This is a genomic window from Pseudarthrobacter quantipunctorum, from assembly GCF_045291495.1.
In the GTDB taxonomy this organism is placed as follows: Bacteria; Actinomycetota; Actinomycetes; order Actinomycetales; family Micrococcaceae; genus Arthrobacter; species Arthrobacter quantipunctorum.
On the sequence record NZ_CP148033.1, the window covers coordinates 2,815,008 to 2,828,075 of the forward strand.

10 protein-coding genes and 1 tRNA gene are annotated in these 13,068 nt (G+C 66.8%); 4 read left to right on the forward strand and 7 right to left on the reverse strand.

What is annotated here, in order from left to right; translation table 11 throughout:
• Nucleotides 1–93: 93 nt before the first annotated feature.
• Both WHH00_RS12735 and WHH00_RS12740 read right to left on the reverse strand, forming a co-directional pair.
• Nucleotides 94–165: transfer RNA gene (locus WHH00_RS12735), tRNA-Gln, on the reverse strand.
• Nucleotides 166–197: 32 nt separating this feature from the next.
• Complete coding sequence (locus WHH00_RS12740; RefSeq protein WP_406633271.1) at nt 198–323, reverse strand: hypothetical protein; 126 nt, start codon at nt 321–323, stop codon at nt 198–200.
• Nucleotides 324–332: 9 nt separating this feature from the next.
• On the opposite strand from WHH00_RS12740, the gene WHH00_RS12745 reads away from it, so the two are divergent.
• Nucleotides 333–959, forward strand: a complete 627-nt coding sequence (locus WHH00_RS12745) for a TetR/AcrR family transcriptional regulator (protein WP_231457522.1) — start codon at nt 333–335, stop codon at nt 957–959.
• A 534-nt stretch (nt 960–1,493) separates the two neighbouring features.
• Here WHH00_RS12745 and WHH00_RS12750 read toward each other — a convergent pair.
• The 5 genes from WHH00_RS12750 to WHH00_RS12770 all read right to left on the reverse strand — a co-directional run bounded on the left by WHH00_RS12750 (nt 1,494) and on the right by WHH00_RS12770 (nt 7,795).
• The gene (locus WHH00_RS12750) at nt 1,494–3,323 is read right to left on the reverse strand and encodes an ABC-F family ATP-binding cassette domain-containing protein (RefSeq protein ID WP_350003783.1); all 1,830 of its coding nucleotides are present in this window, start codon (nt 3,321–3,323) and stop codon (nt 1,494–1,496) included.
• 39 nt (nt 3,324–3,362) lie between these two features.
• Nucleotides 3,363–4,325 (reverse strand): 4-(cytidine 5'-diphospho)-2-C-methyl-D-erythritol kinase, encoded by a 963-nt coding sequence (locus tag WHH00_RS12755; RefSeq protein WP_406633273.1) that lies wholly within the window; start codon nt 4,323–4,325, stop codon nt 3,363–3,365.
• Complete coding sequence (gene rsmA, locus WHH00_RS12760; RefSeq protein ID WP_406633275.1) at nt 4,322–5,191, reverse strand: 16S rRNA (adenine(1518)-N(6)/adenine(1519)-N(6))-dimethyltransferase RsmA; 870 nt, start codon at nt 5,189–5,191, stop codon at nt 4,322–4,324. The genes WHH00_RS12755 and rsmA overlap by 4 nt, the downstream gene beginning before the upstream one ends.
• Nucleotides 5,192–5,431: 240 nt before the next feature.
• Entirely contained in the window at nt 5,432–6,610 is a 1,179-nt protein-coding gene (locus WHH00_RS12765; RefSeq protein ID WP_406633277.1) for a transglycosylase family protein, read from the reverse strand.
• Between the two features lie 279 nt (nt 6,611–6,889).
• Nucleotides 6,890–7,795: a TatD family hydrolase gene (locus WHH00_RS12770; RefSeq protein WP_406633279.1), complete on the reverse strand. Its 906-nt coding sequence runs from the start codon at nt 7,793–7,795 to the stop codon at nt 6,890–6,892.
• Between the two features lie 162 nt (nt 7,796–7,957).
• Here WHH00_RS12770 and WHH00_RS12775 point away from each other — a divergent pair, with 162 nt between their 5' ends.
• Genes WHH00_RS12775 through WHH00_RS12785 form a run of 3 tightly spaced genes read left to right on the forward strand, consistent with a single transcriptional unit; the run spans nt 7,958 to nt 13,059 of the window.
• Nucleotides 7,958–9,085: an AAA family ATPase gene (locus tag WHH00_RS12775; RefSeq protein ID WP_406633281.1), complete on the forward strand. Its 1,128-nt coding sequence runs from the start codon at nt 7,958–7,960 to the stop codon at nt 9,083–9,085.
• Between the two features lie 9 nt (nt 9,086–9,094).
• Nucleotides 9,095–10,540: a DUF58 domain-containing protein gene (locus WHH00_RS12780; RefSeq protein WP_406633283.1), complete on the forward strand. Its 1,446-nt coding sequence runs from the start codon at nt 9,095–9,097 to the stop codon at nt 10,538–10,540.
• Nucleotides 10,537–13,059 (forward strand): transglutaminaseTgpA domain-containing protein, encoded by a 2,523-nt coding sequence (locus tag WHH00_RS12785; RefSeq protein ID WP_406633285.1) that lies wholly within the window; start codon nt 10,537–10,539, stop codon nt 13,057–13,059. Before WHH00_RS12780 ends, WHH00_RS12785 begins: the two co-directional genes overlap by 4 nt.
• Nucleotides 13,060–13,068: the final 9 nt, after the last annotated feature.

Here is a 13,068-nt window from a genome sequence, read left to right on the forward strand (position 1 = left end):
CTCTCCTTGCTTAGTTATGCTGGCGCTGACGGTGTCCGGCCGCTTTGCGGGCGGCACCGTATGTCATGCTACTGAACGCTCCATGCGCAGCAGTTCCGCCCATAGGATTCGAACCTATACTCCACGGCTCCAAAGGCCGGGGTGCTGCCATTACACCAGAGCGGACCGTGCCGTGGCACGCAGCCGGGCACAAGTAGTTATTTTGCCACGGGTTCGGGGCGCTGCGCGACACGGGACGGTCCCACCCGCTCCGCCACTCCGGTTTCGCGGACCGCGGTCCGCCTGCCGTCCTGCTGCAGTCCTGCCGGTGACCAGTGGTGCATGATGGAAATGTGAGCAACAACCCTCCGCGGACACGCATGACCGGCCTGCAGCGGCGGAGCCAGCTGATCGACGTCGGGCGCGGACTTTTCGCCGCAAGGGGCCTGGACGGGACCACTATCGAGGAGATCGCGGCGTGCGCCGGGGTGTCCAAGCCGGTGATCTACGAGCACTTCGGTTCCAAGGAAGGCTTGTACACCCAGGTGGTCGACCACGAGTTCCGGCTCCTCCTCGACGCCATCAGCGCCGCCCTGACCGAAGAGGCGAAGCCAAGGGTCCTCGTGGAACGGGCGGCCCTGGCATTGTTGACCTACATCGAGGACCGAACGGAAGGGTTCCGGATCCTGATGCGCGACGCACCGCCGTCGCAGCCCGAGGGCGCCTTTTCCACGCTGCTCTCCCACGTCACCGCCCGCGTGGAGCACATCCTCTCCGACGAGTTCTCCCGCCGCGGCCTCAGCGGCGAGGACGGGGCCATGTACGCCCAGATGCTCGTGGGCATGGTGGCAATGACCGGCCAATGGTGGCAGGACAGCCGCCAGCCGGACAAGCACACCGTCGCCGCACACCTGGTCAACCTCGCCTGGAACGGCCTCACCGGCCTCAAAAAAGACCCGGAACTGATGTCCGAGAGCTAGTTTTCTGGTCGCCTCCGGTGGTACCGCTCGTGGTCACCTTCGCGGCGCAGGAGACTTTCGCCGTCGGCCGTTGGCCAGGTTCGCGGCGCAGGCGACCTTCGCCGTCGCTTAGACACGGGCCAAAAGGGCCCACCGGTCGCTGGGCGACCTTCACGGCCCGATGGCCCGCGATGCGCTCCTACGCGAAGGCCCCCTGCACCACTAGTGCGAACGTTTCGTCCAGCGTAGGGTCCCATACGAGCTGTGAGTTGCGTCGGCGTTGTCTCCCGCCCACCTGCCGAAGGTTCCGTTCGGGAGTCGCCCCGCGCCCACCCCCTCATTCACCTGCCGAAGGTTCCGTGCGGGTTGCCTGCTCTTCCCGGCACCCAGGTGACGTGCCCTCGCCGGAGGCGGTCCTTCGAAAAGGAGCGCATCGCGGGACATCGGAGCGTGGAGGTCGCCCAGCGACCGGAACGCTCCCTATGTCCTGTGTCTAAGCGACGTCGAAGGGCCGGCTCCGGCACCCAACCAGAGCACCGCCGCAGGGCAGCGGGACTACTCGCCGAGGACCTCGAGTGCCTCTAGCCATTCGAGCTCTAGGGCTTCGCGTTCTCCTGCGAGGTCCTTGAGCTTTTTGTTCTGTTCGGCCAGGGCGTCGAAGTCCGACTGCTCGGTGCTTTTGACCATCTGGTCGTGGACTTTCTTCTCCTGCTGTTCGAGCTTGCCCAGCTGGCGCTCGATGCGGTTCTTGGCTTTCCGGGCGTCGCGCTTTTCGGCCTCCGAGGCGCCGGAGGCAGCAGCGGAAGCCGGCGCGGACCCGGCACTGGTGACGGGGTTGCCGCCGCCGGTGACCGTGGATCCTGCCAGGGCGGACTCGCGCAGCTCGAGGTACTGGTCAACACCGCCGGGCAGGCCGCGGAGCTTTCCATCGCCGAGGAGCGCCATCTGGTGGTCGGTGACGCGCTCCAGGAGGTACCGGTCGTGGCTGACAACCACCAGGGTTCCCGGCCAGCCGTCCAGCACATCCTCCACGGCCGCGAGGGTATCGGTGTCGAGGTCGTTCGTGGGCTCGTCGAGCATCAGGACGTTGGGCTCCCCCACCAGCAGCCGCAGGAGCTGCAGGCGGCGCCGCTCGCCGCCGGAGAGGTCCTTGACCGGGGTCCACTGTTTCTCGTTGGTGAAGCCAAGCTGTTCAACCAGCTGGCCGGCGCTGAACTCCTTGCCGCCAACGTTGAAGGAACGCTTTTCGCGTTCAATGACTTCGATGACGCGCAGGTCCGAGACGTCGTCGAGCTCTTTGACCTCCTGGCTGAGGACCGCGGTGACCACTGTCTTGCCCCGCTTGACCTTCCCGGCGTCGGGGGTGATCTCGCCGTTGAGGAGTTTCAGCAGGGTGGTCTTGCCGGCGCCGTTGACGCCCACCAGTCCCAGGCGTTCGCCGGGGGCCAGCCGCAGGGTGATGTTGTCGAAGAGCTTCCGCCCGTCCTCGCCGCCCTGGAAGTCGAGCGAGACATTCTCCAGATCCAGCACGTCCTTGCCCTGGCGTGCGGTGGCCATCTTACTGAGGGCCATCGAGTCGCGGGGGGCGGGCACGTCGGCGATGAGGGCGTTGGCGGCCTCGATGCGGAACTTCGGCTTTGCGGTCCGGGCAGGAGCGCCGCGGCGGAGCCAGGCGAGCTCCTTTTTAACCAGCTGCTGCCGCTTGCCTTCCATGACGGATGCGGAGCGGTCACGCTCGGCGCGGGCTAGCACGTAGGCCGCGTATCCGCCTTCGAAAGGGTCAACGATGCCGTCGTGGACTTCCCAGGTCTTGTTGCAGACTTCATCGAGGAACCACCGGTCGTGGGTGACCACCAGGAATGCACCCTGGTTGGCGCGCCACCGGGTCTTCAGGTGCCGGGACAGCCACGCCACGCCCTCGACGTCGAGGTGGTTGGTCGGTTCGTCGAGCATGATGACGTCGTGGTCCTCGATCAGGAGCTTGGCCAGGGCCACGCGCCGCTTCTGTCCGCCGGACAGGGCATGGACGTTGGCGTGCCAGTCGACGTCGGAAACCAGCCCGCCCATGACTTCGCGGATCTGGGGGTTGCGGGCCCATTCGTAGTCCGCCTGGTCCCCCACGATCGCCGCACCCACCGTCAGGTCGCCGTCGAGCACGTCGCTTTGGTCCAGGTACCCCACGTTGACGTCGCCCCGTTTGGTGACCCGGCCCGAATCGGGGGTTGAACGCAGGGCAAGCAGGCGCATCAACGTGGACTTGCCGTCACCGTTGCGGCCTACCATGCCGATCCTGTCACCTTCCTCCAGTCCCAGGGTGATGCCGTCCAGGACGGTGCGTGTTGCGTAGGAGACCGTCAGGTTCTCGCCGCCAAGAAGGTGTGCCACAAGGAACTGCTTTCTGCTGCTGAGGGAGGATTTGAAGACTTAGAGGTGCGTGTCGGAGATGATGCGCGCGCCCGGTACCGGGCCGTGGACGGCGAGGGATGTGAGGCCGTAATGCCGCAGGTCGGCGGCCAGGCCTTCCGCCGCCACCGGGTCGTCGGCCAGCAGGGCCACTGTGGGCCCGGACCCGGAGACGATGCCCGCGATGGCTCCGTGCGACTCCCCGATACCCAGCGTATCGCGCAGGGCCGGTGCCAGTTCAATGGATGCACGCTGGAGGTCGTTGACCAGGACCCGGCCCAGCGCTTCGGCGTCTCCGCCGCGGAGGGCGGTGAGGATCTTGGGGTCAACTCCGGTGGGTTCGGCCGCCTGGATGCCGCCGGCGTCCCTGATGCGGTCCAGGGTCCGGTACACCTCAGGAGTGGGAAGGCCGTAGTCCGCCGTGACGAGAACCCAGTGGGTCTGTGCCTTGGCCAGCGCCGGGGAGAGTTCGTCGCCTACGCCCAGGCCCACGGCCGTGCCGCCCAGGAGGGAAAACGGGACGTCGGCGCCCAGTTCCGCGGCCAGGTGTGCGAGTTCCTCGCGGGAAAGGCCGCTGTTCCACAGGGCGTCGCAGGCCAGGAGGGTTGCGGCAGCATCGGCCGATCCGCCGCCCATGCCGCCGGCCACGGGGACCCGCTTGGTGATCTCAAGGTGGACCCCGGTAGGGCGTTCGGAGACGTCGGCCATGATGGCTGCGGCCTTGTAGGCCAGATTGTTTCCGTCCAGGGGAATGTCGGCGGCGTCCAGATCAACGGTGCTCGCCCGGCTCAGGCTGATGGTGATCCCCGGCGCTTCGGTGCTGGTGGCTGCGACTTCCTCGTAGAGGGACACTGCGAGATACACGCTCGCGACGGAGTGGTAGCCGTCGGGGCGGAGCGGCCCTACCTCAAGGGAGACGTTAACTTTGCCGGGGGCCTTGACACGGACCGTCCTGGCGGCAAACCGGCCTGGCAGGGCGTTCATGCCGGCGCCTGCTTGGCTTCTGCGATCCTGGCGAAGGCATGGATGTCTATGACCTCGCCCCTGGCAGTCGGGTCGACGCCGGCAGCAACCAGGCAGCGTTCAGCTTCCGGCGCGCCTCCTGCCCACCCGGCAAGGGCCGCCCTGAGGGTTTTGCGGCGCTGGGCGAAGGCGGCGTCCACCACGGCGAAGACCTGTTCCCGGGTGGCTGTGGTGGCGGGAGGCTCGCGCCGCGTAAAGGCCACCAGCCCGGAGTGGATTTTCGGCGCGGGCCAGAACACGTTCATTCCGATGACGCCGGCCTTGCGCATCTGGCTGTACCAGGCGGCTTTGACGGATGGCACACCGTACGTCTTGGACCCTGGGCCTGCGGCCAGCCGGTCAGCCACCTCGTCCTGGACCATCACCAGCCCGTGCTGGAGGCTGGGGAAATGCTGCAGCAGGTGCAGCACCACGGGGACCGCCACGTTGTAGGGCAGGTTGGCCACCAGCGCGGTGGGCTGCACCGGGAGCTCAGTGACTTTCATGGCATCGGCGTGCACCAGGTGGAAGCGGGCTGCAGCCGATGGCCTCCACTCCTTGACCGTTGCCGGGAGTTTGGCGGCCAGCACGGGGTCAATTTCCACTGCCACCACGGACGCGGCGGCATCGAGCAGTCCCAGGGTCAGGGATCCCAGCCCCGGGCCCACCTCCAGCACCGTCTCCTCCGGTCCAACACTTGCGGCGGCCACGATCCGGCGGATGGTGTTTCCGTCAATCACAAAGTTCTGGCCGAGGGTCTTGGTGGGGCGGATCCCGATCTCCTCCGCGAGCCGGCGAATGTCGGATGCACCAAACAGCGGTGCGGGCGCGGGGATTGGTTCAGTCACCTAGGTATCCTATCCCGCGCCGCGCACGGCTCCCCACAGGCGAAAACGAGTGCGAAACGAGTAAAAACCTGGGAAAGGGCAGCCACGGATCAGGGAGCGGCAGGTGGAAAAATCAGGCGGCAAACAGCCGGCGACCCAGCTGATTCAACGGCCGGGACAGGCGTACCCGTTAAAGGCTGCGGCCGGGCACGGAGGTCCGTACCCGGCCGCAGCGCCCTGACGGGCACGCAATCGTTATGGTCAGCTGGTGGCAGCCCAGCCGCAACCCCACGGCTGAAGGCCGCGCTGGGCGTATACCCGGTTGGCAATGTCGATCTGCTGGGCCTTGGTGGCAAGGCTGGCGTTCGGGGCGTAGGCCCCGCCGCCTGCGCCGATCCAGGTCCGGATGTCGAACTGGAGGCCGCCGTAATAGCCGTTACCGCTGTTGATGCTCCAGTTTCCGGTGGACTCGCACTGGGCGATCTTGTCCCACATGGCTTCGTTCATCATGGCCGGAGCGGCAGCACCGGTGTTGGTGCCCGCACTTGAAGCAGTTGCTGCGGGGGCAGCCTGGGCAACCGGCTTCGGCTTGGTTCCCACGGTGACTTTCTCGGCCACGGGCTGCACTGTAACCGTCTCTGACACCAAGGTGCGCGAGGCTTCACGGCCGTCAACCAGCACCAGCTTGAAGGTCTTCTCCAGCTTGCCTGCGGCGCCCTTCTGGGTAACTTCCTTTTCGCCCTTGAGCAGTTCGCCGCTCTCACTCGTCACGGTCTCGAACGGAACGTCCTCGGTGGTGACTGCGGTCTGGCCGGTGTCAACGCGTGAGACCTTGATGACCATGTTGTTAACCACGTGGGCGTTGACGGGCTGCGAGGAGCGGTCGTTGGCTCCCAGTACCAGGCCGGCATCTTCGAGCACCTTGCCCACCGTGGCAGCCGTTGTGGTGGCGGTATCCACCTTGCCGTCCGCAACGAGGCTGACGGTCTTGGGGGTGGAGATGGAGACGTAGGATCCGGCAATGGAAAGTTGGGCGTCCTTGGGCACGGACACCGAAGAAGCGCTGGCAACGCCAAGTTCGGTGACCAGCCCGGCGACGTCCTGCGCGGTGGTATTGACCGTCTTCTCGGAACCGTCGAGGCTGACCTTGACTTCCTTGGCCTTATTGACGTTGATAACGGTGCCGTCCTGGACCGAGGCATCAACCGACGGCGACACGCGGTCGGCAGGGTTCAGCTCCAGGTTGGCGCTCTTGACCACCTGCCCCACGGTTCCGCCGAAGGTCTGCACGGACGAGACCTTCCCATCAACGTTGAGTGTGATGGTTTTGTTATTGCCGACGAAGGCTACGAGGCCCACGACGAGCGCACACAGCACCAGAAGCTGGGCGCCAACCTTGACGAAGCTGAACTTGCCGTCCGATGTGAAAAACTTGCTCACGTTTGCCCGTAACTTTAGGTCTGTCCGGGCACGGGGAATCGCGCAGTAAAAGGCCCGGTACCACCAGCAATGGCAGTCCGGGCACCGTTGCGCCGCCACACTCCGCGCAACGGGCAAGCCGGGACAACGCCCAGCAATCCTGCTGCAGAAAGAAGTGAAATTACCCGTTGGCCTTCCCCGACCCCGGCTAATAAATGTCCACTGTAACCGTAGCGTTATAAAGGCACCAAGAAATGTGCATACCGGGTATCCAAATTATAACGCCCGCAAAACGGCTTCTTAGTCCCAGCTTCCGTATGCCTGCACGGTATTGGCGGCAATTCCTGCACAGAGCCCGGCCAGGTCCATGCCTGTCAATTCGGCCATCGCCCGGACCGTGTAAGGGACCATGTAGCTGGCATTGGGCCGGCCCCGGTGCGGATGCGGGGTAAGGAACGGCGCATCGGTTTCCACCAGGACCAGCCCAGGGTCCGCCACCGCGAGCGCAGCGCGCAGGTTGCCGGCGTTGCGGAAGGTCAGCGTTCCGGCAAAAGACATCCACCAGCCCTCCTGGTTGCAGGTTCTTGCCAGTTCCTCATCACCGGAGAAGCAGTGGAAGACCACCCGTTCCGGTGCGCCTTCTTCGCGGAGCACCTGGACGACGTCGTCGTGTGCATCCCGGTCGTGGATCTGTAGCGTCAGGTCCAGTCTTTTGGCGATGTCGATGTGGCGGCGGAAGGAGTGGCGCTGGTGCGCCAGGCCGTCCCCCTCGGTGCGGTAGAAGTCCAGGCCGGTCTCTCCGATGGCCCGGATCCGCGGATGGCCGGCCAGCTGTTCAATTTCCGCGAGCGCCTCCTCGAGCTGGCCGCGGGCGGCGTAGCGGGGAGCATCATTGGGATGCAGCGCAACAGCCCCCAGCAACCGCCGGTCCAGGTCCACCGCCTGGACCGTAAACCGTGACGATTCAAGATCGCAACCCACCTGGACCGCGCCCTGGACACCCACTGCTGCGGCGGCATCGAGCGCTGCCGATATCCCAACGGGAGCCTTGCCATCCGGGAAGTCCAGGTGGGTGTGGTTGTCCATCACCGGCACCGGCAGGGGCTCAGGAGCCGGAGGGAAGGCTTTCTGCCGGGAACTGCTCGGCTCCGGCGCGTCTTCGGTGGCGGGGTCCCGGTAAGCGGCAGGAGGAAGCGACGTGCACATCCATCCAGCCTAGCTGCGGGCCCTCCCTATTTTTGTCGGAACTCTCTGTCAGCTGCGGCAGTTGTGTTAGTAGTCTGGTACGAACACATGCGAACGCCCACCGACGGGCGACGGCAGGCTTGTTGTCCCGTCCAGGTGAAACCCCGGGCTGAAAGGTTGCCGATGGAATCCCACCGACGCACTGCCAACGATGTGAGCGCTGCGAACCGCACTCTGGCGGGGCTCGCTGATCCCGTCAGCCACCTGAACGGGCACCGCCCGGCGGCCATGGACGCAGCCGGCTTCCATGCGGCAACGCAGCGCATCCTTACGTCTGTTAACACCGTCATCGATGGGAAATCCGACGCCGCCAGGCTGGCGCTGACCGTCCTGCTGGCCCAGGGGCACCTGCTGCTCGAAGACGTGCCCGGAGTGGGAAAAACACTGCTGGCAAAGACCCTGGCCCGCACCATTGACTGCACTGTTAACCGGATCCAGTTCACCCCGGACCTGCTGCCGTCTGACGTAACGGGCGTGTCCATCTACAACCAGTCCTCCCGGCTGTTCGAGTTCAGGCCCGGGGCGGTCTTTGCCAACATCGTCATCGGCGATGAAATCAACCGGGCGTCCGCCAAGACCCAGTCAGCGCTGCTCGAATGCATGGAAGAGCACCAGGTCACTGTTGACGGCACCTCATACCGGCTCGATGAGCCGTTCATGGTGGTTGCCACCCAGAATCCAATCGAGATGGAAGGGACGTACCCGCTGCCCGAGGCCCAGCGGGACCGGTTCATGGCCCGGATCTCCATGGGCTACCCGGACAAGGACGCCGAGATAGAGATGCTCGAAACGCATCAGGCCACCTCGCCCCTGGCCAAGGTCTCCGCCGTGGTCACCTCGGCGGAGGTGGCTGCCATGATCACCACTGTCCAGCAGGTTTACGTGTCCCAGGCCGTCAAGGAGTACACCGTATCGCTCGGCCGGGCCACCAGGGAAAGTCCGCTGCTCCGGCTCGGCGCCAGCCCCCGGTCCATGCTGCAGCTGCTGCGGGCAGCGAAAGCCACCGCAGCCCTTGACGCCCGGGACTTCGTCCTGCCGGACGACGTCGTTCATGTTGCCGAAGCCGTCCTGGCGCACCGGATCATCCTGGACCGCAAGGCTGCAGGGTCGGGGGAAACCCCGCACAGCGTCCTGAGGGGCATCCTGTCGCGCCTGCCCATAGCTTCTGAGGCCGCCGGAACCGGTGCCAGGAATACGGCACCTGCCGGCAGGACGGCCACCCCGGTCACCGGGCTGAGCAGGAACCAGTAGGCGGTGCCCATGGCGCTGCTGGACAGGGTGCCGCGGCATCTCTTCACCCAACGCGGGTGGGGCATGATCGCCGCCGGCGGTGCCGCGGTGGGCGCCGCATATGTCATGGGCCGCAGGGACCTGCTGACCCTGGGCGTACTGCTGGTTGTCCTCCCCCTGGTTTCCCTCGCCGGGATCCGGCTGGTCAAGCCCCGGTTCCGGGTATACCGCGAATTCACTCCGTCTCCCGTGGAAACGTCCGCACCCACCACCGTGCGCCTCGCAGTGGCACGGACGGGCAGCGGCAGCGGCAGCGCCACCATGGAGGAGCAACTGCCTGCCCGTTTTGGCGAGTCGCCGGCTTTCCGGTTCCCTTCCCGGGCTGCCACCGGGGGCACCAGCCGCTATGAGTACCACCTCCGTTCAGCCCGGCGCGGCCAGTTCCTCATTGGCCCGGTGACCGCAGAATTCACGGATCCCTTCGGCTTGTCACTGCACCGGCAGGCGATAGACGACGGCGACATCCTCACCGTGACGCCTGCCGCCGTCGTCCTTCCCCTCACGGGACTGGCCGGCGCGCGGGGCAACGACGGCGTGACGGCAACCAGGATCCGCGCCAATCCCAGCGACGACGATGTGATGACCCGCGAGTACCGCCACGGCGACCCGATGCGGCGGGTGCACTGGGCCGCCACGGCACGCCACGGAAACCTCATGGTGCGCCAGGAGGAATCCGTCACCACACCGGAAGCCACGGTCATCATGGACCACAGGTATGCTGCGTATTCCGGAGGTTCGGGCAGCCGGCCAGACGGGCAGGCGGGCCCGGACGGGCACCCCATGGCCAGCAGCGGAACCTTCGAATGGTCGGTCGTGGCGGTCATGTCCATCAGCGCACACCTGGCGGAACGGAACTATGCCCTTCGGCTGCTGGACACCAGGGGCGGACCCGCCTTCCTGCACTCACCGTCTGCTCCGGAGCCTGAGGCCGAGGAATACATCGGCGCAGCCGGTCTCCAGTCCATCGCCGAAAGCCTTGCCGCCATCCAGCTGACCGGCCCACGCCATACACACCGTGACAATGTTCTTCGCCCGTGGGCGGGCAGGGTCAACGGAGCCAGCGACCCCAGCGCCCTCGACGCGGGACCTGAGGCGTTTGATGACCTGCTCATGGACAAACTTTCCGCACACCGGATGAGGGGGCCGGTGATCGCGGTCCTCGGAATACTCTCGCGCATGGAAGCCCTAGCCCTTGCCCCGGCCGCCGGCTACGCCACCAATGCTTTCGCCGTCATCGTCACGGAAAAGCCCGGCGAGGCTGCGGAGGTCCTGGAAGTCCTCCGGCAGGGAGGCTGGCGTGCGGTGGCCGTTGCGCCCGCTGTCCCCGTGGCGTCAGCCTGGAGCCAGTTCGACCAGGACGTGGCAGTGCCCGCTCCCTCAGCGGAGGTCCGCCGCGGAACCGGGGCCGCGCGGTGACCGCGGCACCAACACGCAGCCCGGGAGCCAGCCGGCAATCCGGCAGCCGGCAGGAGAAAACCACCGCCCGGCGCCGGGTTGGCGCGTACCCCTGGGCCATGGCGGGCGCCATCGCCCTGGCTGTCTGCGGTGCCGCCCTTTCACTGAACGGGGTGCTCCGCGGCTGGGGCTGGTACTGGCCTGTCCTGACCACCGTGCTGGTGGTCAGCCTGACACTGGCTGCCCTTCGCTCCGTGCGGGCCCAGCCCCTGCTGGTGACGGCCGGGGGATTCATCTCGCTGGCCACCATCCTGACCCTGACATTTTTCCGCGGCTCCAGCGTCGCCGGATTCATCCCCACCGGCGGAACCCTGGTGGAGCTGGACCGCCTCATCCGAAGGGCCAGCGAAACCGTACTTTCCGAGACGGCGCCCGTGGCACCCAACGTGGGAATCGTCATGGTCATCTGCGCTGTCCTGGGCCTGGCGGTGATCCTGGTGGACGCCTTGGCAGTGCCGCTCGGAATACCCGCTGCTGCCGGAGTGGGGCTGCTGGCCATCCTGGTGGTGCCGGCCATGATCAAGCCGCAAAGCGTGGGATTCTGGGGATTCGCCTTCACGGTGGCTGGATACCTGGCGATCCTCGCCTGCAGCCAGTACTTCGCCCCCGGCGTCCGGTTCCAGACGGATTCCGCCAGGAGTCCGGGCCAGCTGAAGCGCGCTGTGCTGACGGGATCTGTGGCCCTCGCCGCCACCCTGGTGGTGCCCATGGCAATTCCCGGCTTTGACCAGGGAACATTTCCGCAAGGTTCCCGGCTCAACCCATGGGGCACGTCCACTGGCCTGAACCCCATGATCACCCTGGGTAACAGCCTGCGGACACCGGACGGCAGCGGCCGGATCACGTACGCCACGAATGCGTCCACCCCGTTGTACCTGCGCTCGGTCACCGTGGACCACTTCGACGGCGACTCCTGGGGCCCGGACGACCGTGACGCTTCCCGGCTGCCCCTGGGCGGCCGCATTGATCCCGGTTACACGGTCCTGGCGGACGAACAGCAACGTCTGGTCACCGCCATCGACGCCGGCACCTTCAGCAGCCCCTACCTTCCTGCTCCTTATGCCCCGGAATCAGTCCGCGGACTCAACGGGCGGTGGACCTGGGACCCGGCAACCCTGAGCATCAAAGGTTCGGACACCACCACGTCGCGGCGCCAGGAGTACCTGGTCACGTCCACCATCCCCAGGCTGACTGCAGGGCTCCTGGCACAGTCCTCTTCCGCCGTCCAGGGCATCCCGGAGGACTTCACCAGGATTCCCGGCAACGTTCCGGACATTGTCCGCAGCACCGCCGATACCGTTGCGGGGACGGGCACCCCCTATGCGAAGGCGATGGCCATCCAGAAGTACCTCCGTTCGGCGGAGTTCACCTATTCCCTGCAGTCTCCGGTGCAGGGCGGCTACGACGGCAACGGCCTGTCGGTCCTGGCCGACTTCCTGGAGCAAAAGAGCGGCTACTGCATCCACTACGCGTCCGCGATGGCTGTTATGGCGAGGCTCGAAGGCATCCCCAGCCGCATCGCGGTGGGCTACGCACCCGGCAGGCTCACCGGTGCCACGGTGTCGGTGGCCGGTCAGGGAGCACTGCCGGAATATGAGGTGGACGCGCGCGACGCCCACGCCTGGCCGGAACTCTACTTCCAGGGCCTGGGCTGGGTGCCTTTCGAACCCACACCCTCCCGCGGCGTGGTTCCCGACTACGCCACGGAGTCATCCACCTCCGCCGCCCCCGACGTGCTGGACAACAATGAAGACCTGCTGCCCGATGCCACCCCGGCTCCCACCCCCGCGCCGAGCGCCAGCGCGGCCCCTGCCCCCGGCGGCGGCGGAAGTGCCGATTCGGGTGTGCAACTCCTGCCGTGGCTGCTGGGGACGGCAGGAGTCCTGGGGATAGCGCTTTTGCTGGCCACGCCCCGGCTCATCCGTGCGGGCATCAGGGCCCGGCGGCTGCGGCCCCGGGACCCTGGCAGCGCCTTGCCCCTGGGCTGGCGTGAGCTGCTGGACCTCGGCACCGATTATGGCCTTGCCCCTGGATCGAGTGAAACGCCGCGCGCTTACTCAGCCCGGCTGCGCGGCGGACTGCTGGGCGATGCCGGCGGCCTGGACCAGGCGGCACACCAGGCCGTCGTGGCACTTACGGCCGGCTTCGAACGCCACAGCTATGGCCCTCCGTCCGGTGCCCTCCCTGAAGGGGCGGCCGACGGCGGACAGCCCGGTTCCGCGCGCGGCACCGGCGGCACCGTGGCGGCGCAGGTCGCGGCGGTGGAATCGTCGCTGCATGCCAACGCGGGGTTGGCGCGCCGGCTTCAGGCAGCCTGGCTCCCGCCGTCGGTCATGGGACGGCTGGGCAGGCTGCTTGCTGCACCGTTCCTGGCCACGGGCCGGATCCTGCGCAGGACGGCAAAAGCCGCCGCGCACTCCCGCCTTGGACTTTCCAGGCAGGGAGCGCGCGACGGCGTCCGGAGGCAGAGCGGCAGCTGATTGCCGCTG

Excerpts from the sequence above, each read along its gene's own strand:
- WHH00_RS12740 (WP_406633271.1), bottom strand. The coding sequence starts at position 323 with ATGCACCACTGGTCACCGGCAGGACTGCAGCAGGACGGCAGGCGGACC.
- WHH00_RS12755 (WP_406633273.1), bottom strand. The coding sequence starts at position 4,325 with ATGAACGCCCTGCCAGGCCGGTTTGCCGCCAGGACGGTCCGTGTCAAG.
- WHH00_RS12770 (WP_406633279.1), bottom strand. The coding sequence starts at position 7,795 with ATGTGCACGTCGCTTCCTCCTGCCGCTTACCGGGACCCCGCCACCGAA.
- WHH00_RS12775 (WP_406633281.1), top strand. The coding sequence starts at position 7,958 with ATGGAATCCCACCGACGCACTGCCAACGATGTGAGCGCTGCGAACCGC.
- WHH00_RS12780 (WP_406633283.1), top strand. The coding sequence starts at position 9,095 with ATGGCGCTGCTGGACAGGGTGCCGCGGCATCTCTTCACCCAACGCGGG.